Origin of the sequence: Streptomyces sp. NPDC021212 (assembly GCF_044332925.1) — a bacterium.
Lineage (GTDB): Bacteria > Actinomycetota > Actinomycetes > Streptomycetales > Streptomycetaceae > Streptomyces.
Window position 1 is genome coordinate 475069 of record NZ_JBIRPZ010000003.1, and the last position, 19093, is coordinate 494161.

The following is a 19093-nucleotide window of genomic DNA, read 5'->3' on the forward strand; positions in this document are numbered from 1 at the left end:
ACGATGACGGTGACGCCGCCGCATGTGTCGGAGATACCCGGCGCCGGTATACCCGGCGCCGAAGAACGGCTTCAAAGCTGGCAGACGGACCGCTCGCGGGCGCCGATCGCCACCAAGATAGTGATAGCGGGGGGCTTCGGCGTCGGGAAGACGACGTTCGTGGGATCGGTCTCGGAGATCACCCCGCTCCAGACCGAGGCCCTGATGACGCAGGCCGGCGAGGACGTGGACGACCTCGGCGCGACGCCCGAGAAGCTCACCACGACCGTCGCGATGGACTTCGGGCGGATCACGCTCGAATCCGATCTGGTGCTCTACCTCTTCGGCACCCCGGGCCAGCAGCGGTTCTGGTTCATGTGGGACGACCTGATGCGCGGGGCGATCGGGGCGGTCGTGATGGCCGACACCCGGCGGCTGGAGGACAGCTTCCCGGCGCTGGACTACTTCGAAAGTCTCGGCCTGCCGTATGTGGTGGCGGTCAACCACTTCGAGGGGACCCCGCTCTACGGCCCCGAGGACGTCCGGGACGCGCTCTCCGTCAAGCCCGAGGTGCCGGTGGTGACCATGGACGCGCGGCAGCGGGTCACCGTGGTGGACGCGCTGCTCGCCCTGGTGGGCCACGCCGTTGACGTTTCACCCGAGTGAACTAACCTCGGCTCCGCTCGGGGAATGGAATGCCCCGTTCCTCTTCCTGTCCTGAGCCTGAGAGAGAGCCACAGTCATGCGGAAAATACTCATCGTCGGAGCCGGACAGTCAGGTCTCCAACTCGCCCTCGGCCTCCAGGCCGAGGGGTACGAGGTCACCCTGATGGCCAACCGCACGGCTGACGAGATCCGCTCCGGACGCGTCATGTCCACGCAGTGCATGTTCCACACCGCGCTCCAGCACGAGCGCGACCTGAAGCTCAACTTCTGGGAGGAGCAGGCGCCGCGCATCGAGGGCCTGGGCGTGTCCGTCGCCGGACCCCCGACGCCCGAGGGCCCCCACGCCCGCGCCATCGACTGGGTCGGACGGCTCGACGGGTACGCCCAGTCCGTCGACCAGCGGCTCAAGATGGCGGGCTGGATGGAGCTGTTCGAACAGCGCGGCGGCCAACTGGTCATCCATGGGGTGGCCGTCTCCGACCTGGACTTCTTCACCCAGAACTACGATCTGGTGCTGGTGGCGGCGGGCAAGGGCGAACTGGTCTCGCTCTTCGGCCGCGACGCCGCCCGCTCCCCGTACGACACCCCGCAGCGCGCGCTGGCCGTCAGCTATGTGCACGGCCTCGGCCCGCGCCCCGAGCACCCCGACTTCGACGCGGTGCGCTGCAATCTGGTCCCCGGCGTCGGCGAGCTGTTCGTCATGCCGACCCTCACCGGCAGCGGGCGCGCCGACATCCTCTTCTGGGAGGGCGTCCCGGGCGGTCCGGCCGATGTCTTCCAGGGCGTCACCGACCCCTCCGAGCACCTGGCCACCACGCTGGAGCTGATGGAGCGGTTCACCCCCTGGGAGTACGCGCGGGCCACCAGGGTCGAGCTGACCGACGCGGGCGGCACGCTCGCCGGGCGGTACGCCCCGACCGTACGCAACCCGGTCGGCGAACTGCCCGGCGGCGGCCTGGTGCTCGGCGTCGCCGACGTCGTGGTCGCCAACGACCCGATCACCGGCCAGGGCTCCAACTCGGCCGCCAAGTGCGCCGCCTCCTACCTGGACAGCATCGTCGCCCACGGCGACCGGCCGTTCGACGCCGCGTGGATGCGGGACACCTTCGACCGCTACTGGGCGACCGCCCGGCACGTCACCAAGTGGACCAACGCGATGCTCGCCCCGCCGCCCGACCACATCGTGGAACTGCTCGGCGCGGCGGGCGGCCTGCCCCCGGTGGCCGACCGGATCGCCAATGGCTTCGACGACCCGTCCGACTTCGAGCACTTCTTCTACGAGCCGGAGAAGACGGCGGCCTACCTGGCCACCCTGGAGTCCTAGGGGGCCTAGCCCCGGGCCGGGCCCGGACGGACCACGCCCTGGATCGGATTGGACGCGAGCGGCGAGAGCCGGACCGTGGTGCCGGGCCGGGGCGCCTGCACCACCTGGCCGCCGCCCGCGTAGATCGCCACATGGCTCGCGCCCTTGTTGTAGATGACCAGGTCGCCGGGGCGGATCTGGCTGAGCGAGATCCTCGGCAGCCGGCGCCACTGTTCCTGGCTGGTGCGCGGAATGACCCGGCCGGCGTGCGCCCACGCCTGGGAGGTCAGCCCCGAGCAGTCGAAGGAGTTCGGCCCCTCGGCGCCCCATACGTACGGTTTGCCGATCTGGTTGAGCGCCCACCGCAGCGCCCGCTGCCCGGCCGACGCCGAGGCCATCGGCTGACGCCCGGGGGTCTTCGGCACCTGGGGGGTGGTGGCCGCGCCGCCGCCCCCGCCCCCGGCCGGGGAGCTGGGGGTCTGAGCGGAGCCCGAGCCCTGCCCGTTGCCCTGACCGCTGCCCTGCCCGTTGCCTTGGCCGCCGCCACTGCCGTTGCCTTGGCCGCCGCCACTGCCGGTGTCCTGGCCGCCGCCCGTGCCCGCGCCCTGGTCCTGGCCGGGGCCCGGGAGGGGCGGCGGGGCGGCGCTCTGGGCCCGGCGGGCACCACCCAGCGCCCCGGAGGCGATGAGCTTGCGCTGGCGCTTCTCGGTCTCCTCGCGCTCCTTCTCCGCCACCTGGGTGATCTGGCGGGCGGTCAGCGAGGCGAGCTTCTTCTCGATCTTCTTCAGCCGCTTCTTGACCTTGTCGCGCTGTTTCTTCTTCTTCGCGCTCAGCGACAGCTGCTTGTCCAGGGCGGACCGGGCCCGGGTGGCGAGGGCGTCGGCGTGCCGCTCGCCCTTGATCAGCCGCTCCACGACGGCGGCCTCCCGGACCGCCGCCCGGTCCAGCTCGCGCGCCTGGTCGGCGGCGTCCTCCGGATGCGGGGTGAGCAGCGTCAGCAGGAAGGTGTACGTGGAGAGCTGGGTGTGGCCCTGGTACTGCTGGCGGGCCAGCCGCCCCGCGTCGTCCCGGCTCGCGGCCAGGTGGGTGCGGCTGCGGGCGAGGTCGTAGGTCAGCTTCCGGGTCTTCGACCGCTGCTTGCGCAGCTTCTCCTCGGTCGCGTTGTACGCCTCGGTCGCCTCCTCCGCCTTCCGGTACAGCGTCTTGAGCTGGGTGAGCAGCCCGGCGACCGACCGGTCGGCGGGGCGGGTGGAGGGCTGGGCGGGGGCGGCCGTGGCCGCTGGGACGGGCGGGACGAGCGCGACGGTCGCGGTGATCGCCGCCGCGCAGACCGAGCCTACGATCCGTCCTGACACGGGCTCACACCTCCGGCTGCGGGAACTGGCTCCGACGACCACCTCAGCAGGTGCGCGGCGTGACAGTCGTATCTTCCGGAGAATGATGGGCGAGTCGGCCCAATACGGTCACCCGTGCGGAGGGCGGCCGCGGCCGCCGGAGCCGCCTTGGGGCCCGTTCAGCCGGGCGCGCTTCGGCCGGGCATGCTTCGGCCGGGCGCGCGTCGGCCGGGCAGAGTCAGCCCGGCGCGGTCAGCCCGGCACGTTCAGCCCGGCTTGGACCACGGCCACTTCGGTCCGCTGCCCGGCCGGCCCTCCGGGTCGTACTCGTACCGCCATCCCCGGATCAGCCCCAGCCGCCGGGACGTGCCCGCCGGGACGCGGCGGTAGATGTGCACGGTCGGCGGTCCGCCGGCCTCGTCCGGGACCGGGACCTCGTACGTCTTCGGCGGCTGCCCCGTGGCGCCGACCAGCACCGGCAGCACCCGGCCGTCCAGCGGCCCGCCGACGAACGGCGTCTCCTCGCTCCTCACCGGGCCACCCTCCGCCGCGTCCGGGGAATCACAGCAGGTGCCGCGCCGCGCCGAACACCGGCGCCACGCGCCGCGCCAGCGCGCCCACCGGGCCCTGCGCGGGCTCCGCGGCGAGCGCCGCCCGCATGACCCGGGCCGCCTGCGGATCGGTCGCCGCGGTGGCGGTCAGCAGCGCCACGAAGTGGTCCACCAGCCAGTCCCGCAGCTCCCGGGCCGACGGTTGCTTGTTCTCGTCCAGCCAGATCAGCGAGGCCGCCTCGACCGCCGTGATCCAGGTGCGCACCATCATCCGCAGCCGGGCACCGGGTTCCTCGGCGGGCCCATCGACCGCCAGATGCAGCAGGATCTGCTCGGCCGCGGCCCGCCGCACCTCGTCCACGATGGCGCTCGTCCGCGAGGTCTCGGCCACGCTGCCGCCGTGCAGCAGCGCGCTGAACCCCGCGTCGTGCTGGTCCACGAAGGTGAGGTAGCGGTCCAGCACGTTGCCCAGCCGGCTGCTGAGCGGGCCGGTCCGCGGCTCCTCGAAGCACCCCTCCAGCTCGTCGGCGGCGCTGCGCAGCGCCGCCTCGTACAACTGCTGCTTGCCGCCGGGGAAGTAGCGGTAGACGAGCGGACGGGAGGCGTCGGCGGCCGAGGCGACGTCGTCCAGCGACACGTCCTCGGGCGCGTGGTGGGCGAACAGGCCGAGCGCGGCGGTGATGAGTTCGGCGCGCCGCGCCTCGACGCTGAGCCTGCGGTACGCCCCGCGGCGCACGGTGGCCGGGGGCGCGGCGGTCGCCCGGTCCGCGTCCGCCGGGGCGGTGCCACTGGTCGTCGTCATGCCTGGCAGCGTAACGGTCCTCGGACGGATACCGAGGGTCGGCCCGTTGCCGAAGGCCGCTACAGCAGCCCGCTGCTCTGCCACAATGTGCGCCCCACACCGCGCAGGACCCCGACGTCGTCGAGGAATTCGGTCAGCTTCCGGGCGCCGCCGCGCATCACCTCGCGGCGGTGGCCGCTCGCCCGCACCTGGGCGACGGCCGCCCGCCGGTCGAGGCCGACGTCCGTATACACCCGGGGGTTGACGAAGGCGAGCGAGAAGAGCCGGGCGAACTCGCCCGAGCCGACGCGGGTCAGCTCCTTCTCCCAGCGCGACGCCCGCACCATCTGGCGGCGCAGCTCCTCGCGGGCGTACCGCACATGGCGTGCCTCCTCCACCACATGGATCCGGGTCACGCCGCGCACCAGTGGCTGGACGCGCTCATCGGGGAACGTCAGCCGCTGCATCCAGTCCAGCACCTCCTCGCCGAGCAGGGTGGCGGTGAACGAACCGGGCGTGGTGGAGCACGTCTTGAAGAACCGGCCCAGGTTCTGGTGGAGCCGGGACACCGGGTACGCGGGGGTGCCGCCCTTTTCGATCAGCCGCGCGAACATCTTGGAGTGGCGGCACTCGTCGGCGATTTCGGTGAGCGCGTAGCGGACGTGGGCGCTGGTCGGGGACTTGTCGTAGATGTGCCGGGTGAGCAGCTGGATCAGGATGATCTCGAACCAGATGCCGAGCGAGGCCAGCGCCGCCGCCTCGTGCCGTGACAGCAGCATCCGCTGCTCCTCGGACATCCGCCGCCACATCGGGGTGTCGTAGAGGGATACCAGCTCCGGCGGCCAGAACCACTTGTCCGGCTCGTGCGGCGCGTCCCAGTCCAGCTCGGTGTCGGGGTCGAACGAGTGCCGGGCGGAGGCCCGCAGCAGCCGCTCCGCCACCTTTTCCCGGTCCCTGAGGAGCCCGAGCGCGTCCCGGGGCGCGGCTGGTTCGGTCGCGGTCGTCATGGCTGGAGACACCTCGGAGGAGTGGTCGCGGCTGGACATCCCTTATGAGACTCTGTGTCAGCAAGCCCGTCAATCCCCCGGGCTCAGCGAGGCGAAGGAGACGATGTGTCGACGCAGGAGCTCTACGCCATGGACCCCGGCGACCCGAACTGGCAGGTGCCCGCCTCCGGCGCCGCCCGGTTCGCTTGGGAGTACGACGACCACCGAGCGCGGCTGCTCGCCCTGTACCAGAAGGGCAAGGACAAGCAGTGGGACGCGGTCAAGCGGATCGACTGGGACCTGGAGGTCGACCCGTACGACCCGCTCGGCACCCCCGACGAGGCCCTGGCCCTCTACGGCACGCCCCGCTGGGACCGGATGTCGGAGCGGGAGCGGGCCGAACTGCGCCGCCACGCCGCCTCCTGGCAGTTCAGCCAGTTCCTGCACGGCGAACAGGGCGCGATGGTGTGCGCCGCCCGCATCGTCGAATCGGCGCCCGACCTCGACGCCAAGTTCTACTCCGCCACCCAGACCATGGACGAGGCCCGCCACGCCGAGCTGTACGGCCGCTTCCTGCACGAGAAGGTCGGGATGGTCTACCCGATCAACGACAACCTCCAGGCGCTGCTCGGCGACACCCTCCGCGACTCCCGCTGGGACATGGCCTACCTGGGCATGCAGGTCCTCATCGAGGGCCTGGCCCTCGCCGCCTTCGGCCTCATCCGCGACACCACGGACAAGCCCCTGCCGCAGCAGCTCCTGGCGTACGTCATGCAGGACGAGGCCCGCCACGTGGCGTTCGGCCGGATGGCGCTGCGCGACTACTACAGCGACCTGACCGACGCGGAGCTGCGCGAGCGCGAGGAGTTCGTCATCGAGGGCTGCTACCTCATGCGCGACCGGCTGCGCGGCGTCGAGGTCCTGGAGAACCTGGGCATCCCGAAGGCCGAGGCGGAGGAGTACGCCGAGCGCTCCCCGTACCTCCACATGTTCCGCAAGCTGCTGTTCAGCCGCATCGTGCCGTGCGTGAAGGACATCGGCCTGTGGGGCGAACGCCTCCAGCGCGCCTACGTCGACATGGGCGTCCTGGAACTCGGCGACAGCAACCTGGACCTGCTGATGAACCAGGACGAGGAGATCGCCCAGCGCCTGGACGCCCAGCGCTTCGCCGCCGAGGAGGCCGCCCGGACCGGCGAGGTCGAGGAGGCCATCGCGCAGGGCGCGGCCGAGGACTGAGGCGGCTCAGGCGTCCACCGGATGGTCCGGCCGGGCCGGACGGATGGCCTCCGCGGCCGCCGACGCGAATCCGGCGATGCTGCGGGGGCAGCGCCAGCGGGATTCCACCTCGGCGGGGGAGAGTTCCCCGGAGTCGTCGACCCCGGCGGACCGCAAGGTGAGTTCGTCCCAGGACACGTCCTCGCTCGCCGGGTCCCCGATCAGCTCCAGGACCGTGGGGAAGCCCCCCAGCGGCCCGAAGCCGAGGCCCGCGTCGCTCGGGTGCCCCGGGTGGTCACAGGCCGCCCGGTGCCCGTCCGCCGCGACGGCACGCAGCGCGGCGGCGGTCCGGTCCGCCACCTCGGGCGCCGCGCGCCACTCCACGTGGCCGTACATCAGCACCAGACCGAGAGCCGGGAAGGCCACCTCGGCGGAGCCGGTGCCGTGCGCGGCCCGTGCCTCTTCGAGCCGGTCCACGCACGCGGTCACCACCGCGTCGATCTCGTCGTCATCGCCCAGGTAGTAGCCCTGGTATATGCACTCGTAGTCGTCGATCAAGTCGTGCAACTCATTCATGATCGCTGCGACGCGTTGCCGGTCCGGTGTGGTTCCCTCGGCCGAGAGCGAGAGCCGTCCCGACGGAGAGGATCCGCACCATGACCACCCGCCGCCACGCCGCCGCCTTTCGCCGCCTCCACGAGGGCCGCACCGGCTTCCTGATGCCGAACGCCTGGGACGCCGGGAGCGCGATCGTGCTGGCGGAGGCCGGGTTCGAGGCGCTCGCGACGACCAGCGCCGGGATCGCCTTCTCGCTGGGCAGGCCCGACCACACCATCCCGGAGGGCGGCAAGGCGGTCTCCCGGGCCGAGATGTTCGACCGCGTCCGCCAGATCACCGACGCCGTGGACCTGCCTGTCAACGGCGACCTGGAGGACGGGTACGGGGCGGAGCCCGAGGCGGTCGCCGAGACCGTCCGGCTGGCCGTCGGCGCGGGCCTCGCGGGCGGCAACATCGAGGACTTCACGGACGGGCGGCTGTACGACGAGGGGCTGGCCGTCGCCCGGATCGCCGCCGCCCGCGAGGCCGCGGACGCCGACGGCACCGGCTTCGTGCTCACCGCCCGCACCGACGGCCTGATGCTGCGCTCCCCGGTAGCGCTCGCCGACGCGATCCGGCGCGCCAACCGGTACCGGGAGGCGGGCGCGGACTGCCTCTACGTACCGGGCGTCAACGACCTCGCGAGCATCACCACCCTGGTGGCCGAGATCGACGGCCCGCTCAATGTGGTGATGGGCCTCGGCGCCACCAGCCTCACCGCCGACGCCCTCCGCTCCGCCGGTGTCGCCCGCCTCAGCCTCGGCGGCAGCATCGCACGCGCCGCGCTGGGCTTCGTACGGGACAGCGCCCGGGAACTGCTGGAGCGGGGGACGCTGACGTTCGCCGAGTCCCAGATCCCGCAGGGCGAGCTGAACGAGCTGTTCGCCCGCGACCGCCTCCGCTGATGCACTCCTGGCCGGTACCCCAACGCCCCGATCACCGGCCCGGCCTGGGCAAATCCCCCGCGCCCCGCGGCCGTGTGGCGGGACCGTGACCGCTCCAACACCGGCCCCTCACACGGGATTTGCTAGGTTCTTGATCACCGCCACCGGAACGGCCGAGGTCATGTGGGGATGGCCCGGGCCGGGGGCGGTCGTGTGAAAGAACGGCCAAAGGGTGCTCTCCACGGCGGTGGAGGGCACCCCTTTGCCTGTCCCTTTGTCCGTACCTTTGCCCGTGGAATCCGGAGGATGATGGTGGTGTGCGGATTCGAACGAGCACCATCGAGGAACTTCCCCATCTCCAGGACATAGAACGCGCCGCAGGCCGGTGCTTCCGGGACATCGGGATGCACGAGATCGCCGACGACGAGCCGCCGACCCTGGCGGAGCTGGGGCGCTACCAGCGCGCCGGGCGGGCCTGGGTCGCGGTGGACGACACGGACCGGGCCATGGCCTACGTGATCACCGACCCCGTCGACGGGAACACGCACATCGAGCAGATCTCGGTGCACCCGGACAGCGCCCGCCGCGGGGTGGGCCGGGCGCTGATCGAACACGTCGCCGCGCGGGCCGCCGCCGACCGCGTACCCGCGCTGACCCTGACCACCTTCGTGGACGTGGCGTGGAACGCCCCCTACTACGCGGCCCGTTGCGGCTTCCGGCCCCTGACGGAGGACGAGCTGACCCCCGGGCTGTGGCAGATCCGCCGCAGCGAGGCCGGGCACGGGCTGGACCGGTGGCCACGGGTGTGCATGCGCAGGGAGGTGGTCTCGAAGCACGTCACATGATGAGGCATTAATATGTGAGCTATGACCACTTCCGTGAAGCGGGCGTTCAAGTACCGCTTCTATCCAACGGACGCGCAGGCAGTGGAGCTGTCGCGGACGTTCGGGTGTGTACGGAAGGTCTACAACATGGCCTTGGCTGCCCGTACGTAGGCGTGGGCGCGTCAGGAGCGGGTCACCTACGGTCAGACGTCGGCGATGCTGACGGCGTGGAAGAAGACCGAGGAACTGGCCTACGTCAACGAGGTGTCGTCCGTTCCCCTCCAGCAAGCCTTACGGCACCTCCAGGCAGCGTTCACCAACTTCTTCGCGAAACGGTCCAGGTATCCGCGTTTCAAGTCGAAGAAGAAGACGTGCGGCAGCGCGGAGTACACGACGTCCGCCTTCCGGTTCCGGGATGGTCATCTCACCTTGGCCAAGATGGCTGAGCCGCTGGCCGTCGTGTGGTCGAGGCCTCTGCCCGAGGGAGCCAGGCCATCAACGGTGACGGTGTCGCAGGACAGCGCGGGCCGGTGGTTCGTCTCCCTGCTGTGCGAAGACCCGGTGGTGAGGCCGCTTGCCACTTTGGACACCGCAATCGGTGTGGATGCCGGCCTTGACCATCTGCTTACCCTGTCTACCGGAGAGAAGATCGCCAACCCTCGGCACGAGCGCCGTGACCGCTCCCGTCTGGCGAAGGCCCAGCGGAGCCTGGCGCGCAAAGCCGGGGGTGACGGGGCGAACCGGGTCAAAGGCGCGACGTAAGATCGCCCGGATCCATGCCCGGATCGCTGACCGCAGGCGTGATGTACTGCACAAGCTCACCACTCGACTCGTCCGCGAAAACCAAGTGGTCGTGATCGAGGATCTGGCTGTTCGGAACATGGTGAAGAACCGGGCACTCGCCCGCGCCATTTCCGACGCAGCGTGGAGCGAGTTCCGCAGGATGCTGGAGTACAAAGCCCAGTGGTACGGCCGTGAAGTGATCGCGGTGGACCGCTGGTTCCCCTCCTCCAAACTCTGTTCGGACTGTGGCACCCTTGCTGAAACGATGCCCTTGCACGTCCGTACCTGGATGTGCGCAGGCTGCGGCACGACCCATGACCGGGATGTGAACGCGGCGAAAAACCTTCTGGCCGCCGGGCTGGCGGTGTCTGTCTGTGGAGCCGGTGTAAGACCTCAACGGAGAATTCCGGGCGGGCGGTCGGCGATGAAGCAGAAACCTCTACAGCGCAAGCTGTAGGGCTTCCCCTTCCCTTCAGGAAGGGGAAGCAAGTCAATTGAGTCATGTTGAATTCCACGCCCACTACCACGGAACTCACCGCTCCGGCAGGCGCATCCGAGTCAGCCGCCCCCGCGCACTCGCCGCTCAGAGCCTGGCTCGCCGTCGTCGCCGTGGCGTTCGGCACCTTCTCCGTCGTCACCACCGAGATGCTCCCCGTCGGCCTGCTCACCTCGATCGGATCGGCGCTGCGGGTCTCGCCCGGTACGGCGGGACTGGCCATGACCGTGCCCGGCCTGGTCGCCGCGGTCGCGGCCCCCCTGCTGACCGTCACCGTCGGCCGCCTCGACCGGCGGCTGGTGCTGTGTGGCCTGATGGTGCTCCTCGCGGCGGCCAACCTGGCCTCGGCCCTCGCCCCCGGCTTCGGCGTGCTGCTGCTGGCCCGCGTGCTGGTCGGGGTGTGCATCGGCGGGGTGTGGACCCTGGCCGCGGGGCTCGCCGTACGGCTCGTACCGGAGAAGTCCGCAGGTCACGCGACCTCACTCATCTTCAGCGGAATCGCCGTCGCGTCCGTCCTGGGCGTACCGGTCGGGACGCTCATCGGCGACCTGGTCCTCTGGCGCGCCGCGTTCGCCGGGATGGGCGCGCTGGCGCTGGCGACCGCCGCGGCCCTCGCCGTCACCCTGCCGCCGCTGCCCGCGACCGAGACCATCCGGCTGCGCGAGGTGCCGGGGCTGTTCCGCAACGCCCGGCTGCGGGTCGCGCTGATCACCACGCTGCTGCTGGTCACCGGCCACTTCGGCGCGTACACCTACGTCCGCCCGGTGCTGGAGGACGTCTCGGGCGTACGGACGGGGCTGATCAGCACCCTGCTGCTGGCGTACGGCGTGGCGGGCATCGCCGGGAACTTCCTGGCGGGTGCCACCGCCCACCGCGACCCGCGCCGCACCCTCATGGTCATCTTCACCGCGCTCGCCACCGCCGTCCTGCTCGTACCCGTAGCGGGCGGCACCCTCGGCGGGGCGGTCACGCTGCTGGTGCTGTGGGGGCTGGCGTACGGCGGGGTGTCGGTGACCTCCCAGACCTGGGTGCTGCACGCGGCGCCGGAGGCACGGGAGGCGGCCTCGGCGCTGTTCGTCGGCGTCTTCAACATCGCGATTTCGCTGGGCGCGCTGCTCGGCGGCCGGGCGGCGGACGGCATCGCGCTCGTCGGCGTGATGTGGTTCGGCGGAGCGCTCGCGGTCCTGGCCCTGGCGCATGTGGCGATCTTCGGAAGGCGGTAGCCGCGTGCCGTGAGACCCTGAAACCAGGGGGCTCGTCTTCGGGAGTGATCCGATGGCAGTGAGCATGCACGTGGTCTGGAGCAAGACCGAGCCGGGGCGCGTCATCTACGAGACGCACTCGATCGAGACGATCACCGACGGCAAGGGTGTCCACGCGACGGTCGACAGCCACACGTACGAGATCTCCGTGCGCAGCCGCGCGGAGGCCGAGTCGATCGCGGACACGGAGGGATACGAGCTGTTCCGCAAGGGCGAGGCGTGGGAGAGCCTGCCCGAGGAGTGAGCGGGACCGGCACCGCCGGGGGCTTATGTGTGTTGTGCTCAGGGCCGCCCAGCACGAGGCTGGGCGGCCCTGGCTGTTCGCTCCGGCTCAGCCGTGGCTGAGCATGAAGTCCACGTCCCGGGCATCGCGCGCATCGCCGCCGACCGTGACGGGCCGGGTGGACGGTGCGTAACCGCTCGCCACCACCGTGTAGTGCTCACCGGTCAGGCCCTCGAAACCGAAGGCCCCGTCCTCGCCCGTGAGGGACTGCCCGACGACATCGCCGGAGGCGTCTAGCAGCGCCACGCGGGCGTCCTCCAGCGGCCGTCCGCCCTGGTCACGTACGGTGCCCCGCACGTGGGCCGCGGGCTGCAGCGATACGTCGACCCGCAACGGCTCACCGGCGGTCAGCTCGACCTGGGTGGCATGCGGACGGTGCCCGTCGGCGCTGAGCGTCAGCGTGTACGCGCCGGAGGCCAGTTCCGGAAGCGCGAACTCGCCCTTCTCGTCGGACGTCGCCGAGCCCGCCACCTCGCCGTCCGCGCCGGTCGCGGTGGCGGTGGCCCCGGCCAGCGGCCCGCCGCCCTCGGCCCGCACGGACCCGGTCAGCCCGCCGCCCCCGGCCAGCCGTAGATCGCAGACGACTGGAACGTCCGCCACCAGCAGCGTGGCGGCCTGCGGCCGATGGCCGGGGGCCGAGCCGATGAGGACGACGCTCCCGCTGCCGGGCGCGGCCACGGTGTAGCCGCCGTCGCGTCCGCTGACCGTACGGCCGAGCTGGCGGCCGCCGGTATCGATCAGGGTGACGGCGGCGTCGGCCAGCGGGGTGCCGTCGGAGGCGAGGACCCGGCCGTGGATGACGCTGCCGGCGAGGGCGGGAGCCACGTCCTCCTTCTCGGCGACGGGCTCGGTCTTCGGAGTGGTCGCAGGCGCAGACGAGGGCCTCCCCGAAACGGAACGCCGCTGAGCCGGCAGACAGAAGGCGATCAGCAGCCCGACGACCGAGGCCGCGCACGCCACCATGAACGACATCTGGAAGCCGTCCTTGCTCGGCAGCGTGACCCTGCCGAAGCCCGTCGTCTGGTGGGCGAGGATCACCCCCACCACCGCGCTGGAGGTGGACATGCCGATGGACCGCATCAGGGTGTTCAGACCGTTCGCCGCGCCCGTCTCACGGGCCGGTACGGCGCTGACGATCAGGGTCGGCATGGCCGAGTACGCGATGCCGATGCCGATGCCGAGCGCGGTGGACAGCACCACGATCTGCCAGATGTGGTCGATCATCACCAGGCCCGCGCCGTACGTCGCACCAATCACGATGATGCCGCTGATCAGCGAGGTCTTGGGGCCGCGGGAGGCGTTGATGCGCGCGGACAGCGGCGAGACCAGCATCATCGCCACGCCCATCGGCGCGAAGTACAGCCCCGCCATGACCATCGACTGGCCGAGCCCGTAGCCGGTGGCCTCCGGCAGCTGGAGCAGCTGCGGCAGGATCAGCGACATCGCGTAGAACGAGAAGCCGACCATGATCGAGGCGAGGTTGGTCAGCAGCACCTGGCGGCGGGCCGTGGTCCGCAGGTCGACCAGCGGTTCGGCGGTGCGCAGCTCGAAGAGGCCCCACAGGACCAGGATCACCGCGGCGGCGCCGAACAGCCCGAGCGTCGTGCCGCTCGCCCAGCCCCAGTCGCCGCCCTTGGTGATGGGCAGCAGCAGACAGACGAGCCCGGCCGTCAGCCCGACCGCGCCGACCAGGTCGAAGCGGCTGGGGGTGCGTACGGAGGACTCCGGTACGACCGCGAGCACCAGCGCCATCGCTATCGCGCCCAGCCCGGCGGCCCCGTAGAACAGCACGTGCCAGCTGGTGTGCTGCGCGACGAACGCGGCGGCCGGCAGCCCCAGCGCACCGCCGATGCCGAGCGAGGAACTCATCAGGGCCATCGCCGAGCCCAGCCGCTGCGGCGGCAGCTCGTCCCGCATGATGCTGATGCCGAGCGGAATGGCGCCCATCGCCCCGCCCTGGATGGCCCGGCCGACCACCATCACCACCAGCTCGGAGGTGGCGGCGCAGGTCAGCGAGCCGACGACGAGCAGCGTCAGCGCGACCATCAGCATCCGGCGCTTGCCGAACATGTCCCCGAGCCGCCCCATGACGGGAGTGGAGACGGCCCCGGCGAGCAGGGTCGCGGTGACCACCCAGGACGCGTTCGAGCTGGTGGTGTGCAGCAGCTGCGGCAACTCGCTCACGAGCGGGACGACCAGCGTCTGCATCACCGATACGGCGATGCCGCAGAACGCGAGCACCGCCACGAAACCGCCACCGACCTCGCGCTGCGGAAGCGACGGGCCGGGCGGCGCGTCGCTCAGGGTTTCCTCGACGCGGGGTGGGGCTGACTGGGCCATGCGGATGCGGCCTCCAAGCGGTACAACAGGGATGAGTGGGAGATGTGCATCCTACACATGCTGTGTATCGTGCACACTTCTGTTTCATGGAGCGGGGGCGACGAGGAGGAAGCGTGCTGGAGCGGCTGGAACTGCTGGAACGCGAGCTGATGCTGGTGGCCAGGTGCCACGTCCTGACGCCGCGGGACCGCAAGGCGCCCGCCGGTGACCCCTGCCCGACCGACCGCCTGGACCGCTCGGCCTACCTGGTCCTCTCCCGCCTGGACGCGGAGGGCGCGATGTCGATCGGCCAGCTCGCCGACGCGTTCCAGCTCGACGTCTCGACCGTCAACCGCCAGACCGGCGCCCTGCTGCGCGGCGGCCTGGTCGAGCGCATCCCCGACCCCGACGGCGGCCTCGCCCGCAAGCTCCAAGTCACCGCCCGGGGCACCGAAGCCCTCACCGCCGAACGCGACCGCCGCCGCAGCAGCCTGGCCCGCCTCCTAGAAGACTGGACACCAGACGATCTCTCCCGCTTCGGCGAGGTCCTGACCCGCTTCAACCGGGAGGTGGAAGCCCAGGACGGCCGCCCGTGGCCCCGCGAGGAATCCCCGGAATCAGCGCCCGAGGCCAAGCGTTGACGCAAACACGAACCCCTCCGCCGAACGAACCCAAGGAGGAACACCCCATGTCGACCCCCCACCCCCACACCGGCTCAGGCGAGGGCCACCGCGTGGAGGTAGTGCGCGGCACGCAGCACGTGAAGGTCACCATCGACGGCCAGGTAGTCGCCGAGACGGACCGCCCGCTGCTGCTGCACGAGACCGGCCTGCCCGTGCGCTACTACCTCCCGCCGGAGGACGTGGACCTGACCCTGTTCGAGCCGACCGACACCCGCACGACCTGCCCCTTCAAGGGTGAGGCGGCGTACTGGACGTACATCGGCAAGGACAGCGGCGCCGAACTGCACCCCGACGTCGTATGGGCGTACCCGCAGCCGATCGACGCCGTAGCCGAAATCAAGAACCACCTGGCCTTCTACGACAAGACAGCCAAGATCGAAGTCTCCTAAAACCCCCATCACCCCAACAGTGGCCTTCCCCTCCACCCCCCAGGGGGAACGGCTGACGCGTGCACCTCCACGCGTACTCCTGGCTGGGCGAGAAGGAGCTGTTCGACCGCGAAACCCTGCGCCGCCTCCCCGACCGCCCCCTGCCCCCGGTCACGGCGGAGGACGAGGAGCACTACCGCACCGCCCTCGACACCTTCCGCCGCTCCGAGCTGCCCCCCATGGAAACGGCGTACTGGCTCCTCAAAACCCCCAACCTCATCCGCGCCACCTTCCAAGAACCCAAGGACGCCGCCACCTGGCTGGGCCAACAGCTCACCGAACACGCCCCCGGCTTCCACTCCCGCCAGGAAGCCGACGCCGCCCGCCTGTCCCGCCTGGTAGCCACAGCCGCCGAACGCCTCACCCAAGGCGGTGACGTCTCCCTGGGCTTCTACGCAGGCCGCACGTCCTTCCTCTCCCTGGCGGTAGTGACCTGCTCCCCAAACCCCTCGGCCCCGGACCTCCTGTGCCCACGGCCTCCCGGCGAATAGATCCCCGCGCTTGAATCACACAGAACCGCCGTGTTTGGCCCGCTATGCCGTCCGCGTGCTTTTGAAACGTGACTCAAAGATGCTTGTATCGCATGTGCAAACAATGCACTGAAGTGGGAGTCATGGGGGCCGTGCATGGCGGAGGGCAAGCAGCCGTATCCGGTAGCGCAGTTGTTGGCGGCGGTTCGTGCGGAAATACAGGCTGAGCGGCGCGGTGATGGCCAGGACGGGCAGAAAGTAGCGCTCTCCGGCGGTCGGCTTGCCTCTTCTTCCGCGGGGCGGTTCGAATATATTTTCGTCTGCAAGAAGTGGAATCAGTCTCTCGAAGGCGTACCCGTGCTTGTGCGCGCCTCGCGCTCCCGTGGGCTTTGGGCGACGGCGGAAGCGTCCCGTATGCCCGACGGGAAGGTCAGGCTGATCGCCACTGAGGATCTGGGGAAATCCATTTCCCACGTCCAGATCCGGCAGGACGATACGGCCGGTCTGGTACTGATGGCCGAGCGACTGGAGTCGGTGGGACAGGGCGACAGCCCTGTCCGGGTCGAGAGCGCCGACTGGATCGTCGGACGCGGCGAACCCGTCGTCGCCAGGGACACCGATCCAGGGCGCTGGGTGTCCGACTGGCAGGGGCTGAGGCTGAATTCCCGGCAGCGGCTTGCCATCGAACAGGCCCTCGCCAGCCAGATCCTCTTCCTCTGGGGACCACCCGGTACGGGGAAGACGGATGTCGTCGGCCATATCGTCGAGGGCTGCTTCCGGCAAGGGCACAACGTCTTGTTCCTTGCGCCGACGAAGGTCGCCGTCGACCAGGCGCTGGAGCGGATGTGTGACCTCCTCAAGGCGGAAGAAGGCTTCGCGGAGGGACTTGTTCAACGCGCCGGGGATATCGAAGTGCCGTCCCTGCGCGACCGATACGGCGAATTCGTCGATCCCGACCGGATCAGCGCTCGGATCTCGGCCCAGCTCGACGAAAGCCTCACCCAGGCGACGGAGGCGTTGAAGAGCACCCGCGCAGCCATCGCGCTGCATGACGAGCTGGCGTCGTTGGAACAGGCGCTTGCCTCGGCGCGTGCGGCCCGTTCCGCGGCGACGACGGTGAAGGAGGGCGCTGAGGAGGCCGGGCGGCGCGCCGAAGGCGATGCCGCGGAGCTTCGCCTCAAGATCGGCCAGCTGGGCACCCCCAGCGGGTTCTTCGCGAAGCGGAAGGAAGCACAACTCGCCTCCTTGCGTGCTGACCTCGCAGCAGCCGAGAACACCTCCCAGGGCGCGCGGATGCAGATCGCGGACGCGGAGCGCGACGCGGCGCAGGCCGCCGCGGATATCGGCGAACTGACCGGGCGCACGGCCGGTGCACGCGCCAGACTGACGGGCGTGGCTGCACGTCCGCTGCTCGCGCGGCAAGCGGAAGCCCTGCAGAAGCAGGTTGACGACCTCGACCAGCAGCGCAGGAAGATTCATGACACGGTGCGGTCCCGGTGCCGTGTGATGGGCGCCACCGTCGCAAAAGCCGTCCAGTCACGGAAGTTGCTGGACCGTGTGGATGTCGTCGTCATGGACGAAGCGGGCATGGTCAACCTTCCGTCCGCTTGGCTCGCCGCCGGACTCGCCGGGAAACGCGTCGTCGTCGCCGGCGACTTTCGGCAATTGCCCGCCGTCACCAAGGGCGAGAACGACCAGAAGGCGACAGAGCAGGAGCGTGCGCACTCCCGGGAATGGGCATCCCGCGACCCCTTTCACGCGGCCGGCCTGGTGGGCGATTCCGGGTCGGTCCGTCAGGACTCCCGGCTCGTCGCTCTGGATACGCAGTACCGTATGCGCGAGCCGATCTGTGATGTCGTCAATGCCGTTGCCTACCCGGATGCCCCGCTTTCCACCGGGCGTGACAGCCGTAGCCGCATCCCGTTCAACGGACTGGTCGACGCGCCGGTCATTCTGATCGACACCTCCAAGCACCGCATTCCCGGGCCCGACCACAAGGCCAATACGGTGAACGAGGCCGTTGTCCATGAACTGGTCCGCGGGCTTCAGTACGAGGGCGTGCTTCCGGGCCGGAAGTGGGAGGACGTCCCGCCCGGAGAGCGCGCGACCGACCGGCTGGGGGTCATCACCCCTTACAAGGCACAAGTCAAGGCGCTGAAGAGCAGCCTCACCTACCGATTCGGTGAGGACTACGACGGTCTCGTCGATACCATTCACCGGTTTCAGGGAAGCCAGCGCCCGATCGTCGTCTTCGACACGGCTGTCGGGGCGGGCAAGAACCCTGGCTTCTTCTACCAGGGCACCGGCCTGTCCTCCAGTACATGCCGACTGCTCAACGTCGGGCTCAGCCGGGCCCAGGACCATCTGATCGTGGTGGCCGATGTCGACCATCTGCGACGGCACCTCGCCCCGCACAGCGAGGCCCGGTCCATGCTCGACCACCTGGAAGCCCACGCGCAGCTGATGTCCGCGGATCAGCTCGTGCCCACCCGGGACGCCGCCCAGCTCTCATCCCTCTCCGAGGAAGAGCTGGCGAGGCCCGCCTTCTTCCCGGCGGACGAGGTCTACGAGGCGGTCACATGGGACATCGAGCGGGCGACCACCAGCATCGAGCTGTACTGTCCGTTCCTCGACCCGCAACCGGTCCGCAAGTGGTCCGCCCTGCTGGGTCGGCGGGCCGCCGACGGCGTCAAGGTCATCGTCTACACCCGGGCCGCCGAGGAGCAGCGCGACGACGCCGGGGTCACGCGCCACCAGCAGAGGATCGACCAGCTTCGATCGGTCGGCTGTGAAGTGGACTTCCGGGAGCGTATGCACGAGAAGGTCCTCATCCTCGACGGCGCGGTGCTCTGGCATGGGTCGCTCAACCTCCTCGCCAACACAGGGCCGACCGACCTGATGATGCGGTTCACGGACCCCGCGGCGTGCGAGCGGGTCAGCCGTGTCATCGAACAGGCCCGTAAGGACCGCGCCGCCTGGAACCCGCGCACAGCACCAAGCGGCGGCAGCGGTCGCGGGCGCGGAACGGAGGAGTCTTCGAAACCGTCGCGCGATGGCGTCTCCCCGGGTGATGTCGTCGACGGACGGCTCTATCTCCAGGTTCCCTTTGAGGAGAAGGACGAGGCGAAGAAACTGCTCCGGGCGCGATGGGACGGTTGGAAGCGCCTCTGGTACGTCGACGCGGCACGCGTCAGCCGCCATCAGGCCAGTCGGTGGTTGCCCGGCGAGGGCTGAGGCGGCACGAGCCCC

The 19093-nt window shown here is 70.4% G+C and carries 17 protein-coding genes and 1 pseudogene; 12 read left to right on the forward strand and 6 right to left on the reverse strand.

Going from position 1 to position 19093, the window contains the following annotated elements:
- Positions 1 to 3: 3 nt before the first annotated feature.
- On the forward strand, positions 4 to 645 hold the full coding sequence (locus ACH4SI_RS10405; protein WP_398294803.1) for a GTP-binding protein: 642 nt from the start codon (positions 4 to 6) through the stop codon (positions 643 to 645).
- A 76-nt stretch (positions 646 to 721) separates the two neighbouring features.
- A complete protein-coding gene (locus ACH4SI_RS10410; RefSeq protein WP_398294805.1) occupies positions 722 to 1969 on the forward strand; it encodes a styrene monooxygenase/indole monooxygenase family protein in 1248 nt (415 codons plus the stop codon).
- Between the two features lie 5 nt (positions 1970 to 1974).
- On the opposite strand, the gene ACH4SI_RS10415 is transcribed toward ACH4SI_RS10410, so the two are convergent.
- From ACH4SI_RS10415 to ACH4SI_RS10430, 4 genes are all read right to left on the reverse strand, one after another.
- On the reverse strand, positions 1975 to 3303 hold the full coding sequence (locus ACH4SI_RS10415; RefSeq protein ID WP_398294807.1) for a C40 family peptidase: 1329 nt from the start codon (positions 3301 to 3303) through the stop codon (positions 1975 to 1977).
- A gap of 245 nt (positions 3304 to 3548) precedes the next feature.
- Positions 3549 to 3815: a hypothetical protein gene (locus tag ACH4SI_RS10420; protein ID WP_398294809.1), complete on the reverse strand. Its 267-nt coding sequence runs from the start codon at positions 3813 to 3815 to the stop codon at positions 3549 to 3551.
- Positions 3816 to 3843: 28 nt separating this feature from the next.
- Entirely contained in the window at positions 3844 to 4635 is a 792-nt protein-coding gene (locus tag ACH4SI_RS10425) for a TetR/AcrR family transcriptional regulator (RefSeq protein ID WP_398294811.1), read from the reverse strand.
- A gap of 59 nt (positions 4636 to 4694) precedes the next feature.
- The gene (locus tag ACH4SI_RS10430; protein WP_398294813.1) at positions 4695 to 5621 is read right to left on the reverse strand and encodes a diiron oxygenase; all 927 of its coding nucleotides are present in this window, start codon (positions 5619 to 5621) and stop codon (positions 4695 to 4697) included.
- 105 nt (positions 5622 to 5726) lie between these two features.
- Here ACH4SI_RS10430 and ACH4SI_RS10435 point away from each other — a divergent pair, with 105 nt between their 5' ends.
- Positions 5727 to 6836, forward strand: coding sequence for a ferritin-like domain-containing protein (locus ACH4SI_RS10435; protein WP_398294815.1), 1110 nt, complete (start codon positions 5727 to 5729; stop codon positions 6834 to 6836).
- A 6-nt stretch (positions 6837 to 6842) separates the two neighbouring features.
- Here ACH4SI_RS10435 and ACH4SI_RS10440 read toward each other — a convergent pair whose 3' ends face one another.
- Complete coding sequence (locus tag ACH4SI_RS10440) at positions 6843 to 7382, reverse strand: hypothetical protein (protein ID WP_398294817.1); 540 nt, start codon at positions 7380 to 7382, stop codon at positions 6843 to 6845.
- 89 nt (positions 7383 to 7471) lie between these two features.
- Here ACH4SI_RS10440 and ACH4SI_RS10445 point away from each other — a divergent pair, with 89 nt between their 5' ends.
- The 5 genes and pseudogenes from ACH4SI_RS10445 to ACH4SI_RS10465 all read left to right on the forward strand — a co-directional run bounded on the left by ACH4SI_RS10445 (position 7472) and on the right by ACH4SI_RS10465 (position 11905).
- Positions 7472 to 8317 carry an isocitrate lyase/phosphoenolpyruvate mutase family protein gene (locus ACH4SI_RS10445; protein ID WP_398294819.1) on the forward strand — a complete coding sequence of 282 codons (846 nt, stop codon included), beginning with the start codon at positions 7472 to 7474 and terminating at the stop codon, positions 8315 to 8317.
- Positions 8318 to 8613: 296 nt separating this feature from the next.
- Positions 8614 to 9141: a GNAT family N-acetyltransferase gene (locus ACH4SI_RS10450; protein WP_398294821.1), complete on the forward strand. Its 528-nt coding sequence runs from the start codon at positions 8614 to 8616 to the stop codon at positions 9139 to 9141.
- Positions 9142 to 9162: 21 nt separating this feature from the next.
- A pseudogene (locus ACH4SI_RS10455) lies at positions 9163 to 10360 on the forward strand (RNA-guided endonuclease InsQ/TnpB family protein).
- Between the two features lie 44 nt (positions 10361 to 10404).
- Positions 10405 to 11622, forward strand: a complete 1218-nt coding sequence (locus ACH4SI_RS10460; protein WP_398294824.1) for an MFS transporter — start codon at positions 10405 to 10407, stop codon at positions 11620 to 11622.
- A gap of 52 nt (positions 11623 to 11674) precedes the next feature.
- A complete protein-coding gene (locus tag ACH4SI_RS10465; RefSeq protein WP_398294826.1) occupies positions 11675 to 11905 on the forward strand; it encodes a hypothetical protein in 231 nt (76 codons plus the stop codon).
- Between the two features lie 87 nt (positions 11906 to 11992).
- Here ACH4SI_RS10465 and ACH4SI_RS10470 read toward each other — a convergent pair whose 3' ends face one another.
- Positions 11993 to 14284: an MFS transporter gene (locus ACH4SI_RS10470; protein ID WP_398294828.1), complete on the reverse strand. Its 2292-nt coding sequence runs from the start codon at positions 14282 to 14284 to the stop codon at positions 11993 to 11995.
- Positions 14285 to 14433: 149 nt separating this feature from the next.
- Between ACH4SI_RS10470 and ACH4SI_RS10475 the strand changes: the two genes are divergently transcribed.
- The 4 genes from ACH4SI_RS10475 to ACH4SI_RS10490 all read left to right on the forward strand — a co-directional run bounded on the left by ACH4SI_RS10475 (position 14434) and on the right by ACH4SI_RS10490 (position 19078).
- Positions 14434 to 14904, forward strand: a complete 471-nt coding sequence (locus ACH4SI_RS10475) for a MarR family winged helix-turn-helix transcriptional regulator (RefSeq protein ID WP_398295230.1) — start codon at positions 14434 to 14436, stop codon at positions 14902 to 14904.
- Between the two features lie 47 nt (positions 14905 to 14951).
- Positions 14952 to 15335, forward strand: coding sequence for a DUF427 domain-containing protein (locus ACH4SI_RS10480; RefSeq protein WP_398294830.1), 384 nt, complete (start codon positions 14952 to 14954; stop codon positions 15333 to 15335).
- Between the two features lie 59 nt (positions 15336 to 15394).
- A complete protein-coding gene (locus tag ACH4SI_RS10485) occupies positions 15395 to 15865 on the forward strand; it encodes a hypothetical protein (RefSeq protein ID WP_398294832.1) in 471 nt (156 codons plus the stop codon).
- Between the two features lie 135 nt (positions 15866 to 16000).
- Positions 16001 to 19078 (forward strand): AAA domain-containing protein, encoded by a 3078-nt coding sequence (locus ACH4SI_RS10490; RefSeq protein WP_398294834.1) that lies wholly within the window; start codon positions 16001 to 16003, stop codon positions 19076 to 19078.
- Positions 19079 to 19093: the final 15 nt, after the last annotated feature.

What these genes read in the sequence shown, in the direction of transcription:
- ACH4SI_RS10490 (WP_398294834.1), top strand. Translation starts at nt 16,001, where the DNA reads ATGGCGGAGGGCAAGCAGCCGTATCCGGTAGCGCAGTTGTTGGCGGCG.
- ACH4SI_RS10410 (WP_398294805.1), top strand. Translation starts at nt 722, where the DNA reads ATGCGGAAAATACTCATCGTCGGAGCCGGACAGTCAGGTCTCCAACTC.
- ACH4SI_RS10475 (WP_398295230.1), top strand. Translation starts at nt 14,434, where the DNA reads ATGCTGGTGGCCAGGTGCCACGTCCTGACGCCGCGGGACCGCAAGGCG.
- ACH4SI_RS10465 (WP_398294826.1), top strand. Translation starts at nt 11,675, where the DNA reads ATGGCAGTGAGCATGCACGTGGTCTGGAGCAAGACCGAGCCGGGGCGC.
- ACH4SI_RS10470 (WP_398294828.1), bottom strand. Translation starts at nt 14,284, where the DNA reads ATGGCCCAGTCAGCCCCACCCCGCGTCGAGGAAACCCTGAGCGACGCG.
- ACH4SI_RS10445 (WP_398294819.1), top strand. Translation starts at nt 7,472, where the DNA reads ATGACCACCCGCCGCCACGCCGCCGCCTTTCGCCGCCTCCACGAGGGC.
- ACH4SI_RS10430 (WP_398294813.1), bottom strand. Translation starts at nt 5,621, where the DNA reads ATGACGACCGCGACCGAACCAGCCGCGCCCCGGGACGCGCTCGGGCTC.
- ACH4SI_RS10460 (WP_398294824.1), top strand. Translation starts at nt 10,405, where the DNA reads ATGTTGAATTCCACGCCCACTACCACGGAACTCACCGCTCCGGCAGGC.
- ACH4SI_RS10425 (WP_398294811.1), bottom strand. Translation starts at nt 4,635, where the DNA reads ATGACGACGACCAGTGGCACCGCCCCGGCGGACGCGGACCGGGCGACC.
- ACH4SI_RS10480 (WP_398294830.1), top strand. Translation starts at nt 14,952, where the DNA reads ATGTCGACCCCCCACCCCCACACCGGCTCAGGCGAGGGCCACCGCGTG.
- ACH4SI_RS10405 (WP_398294803.1), top strand. Translation starts at nt 4, where the DNA reads ATGACGGTGACGCCGCCGCATGTGTCGGAGATACCCGGCGCCGGTATA.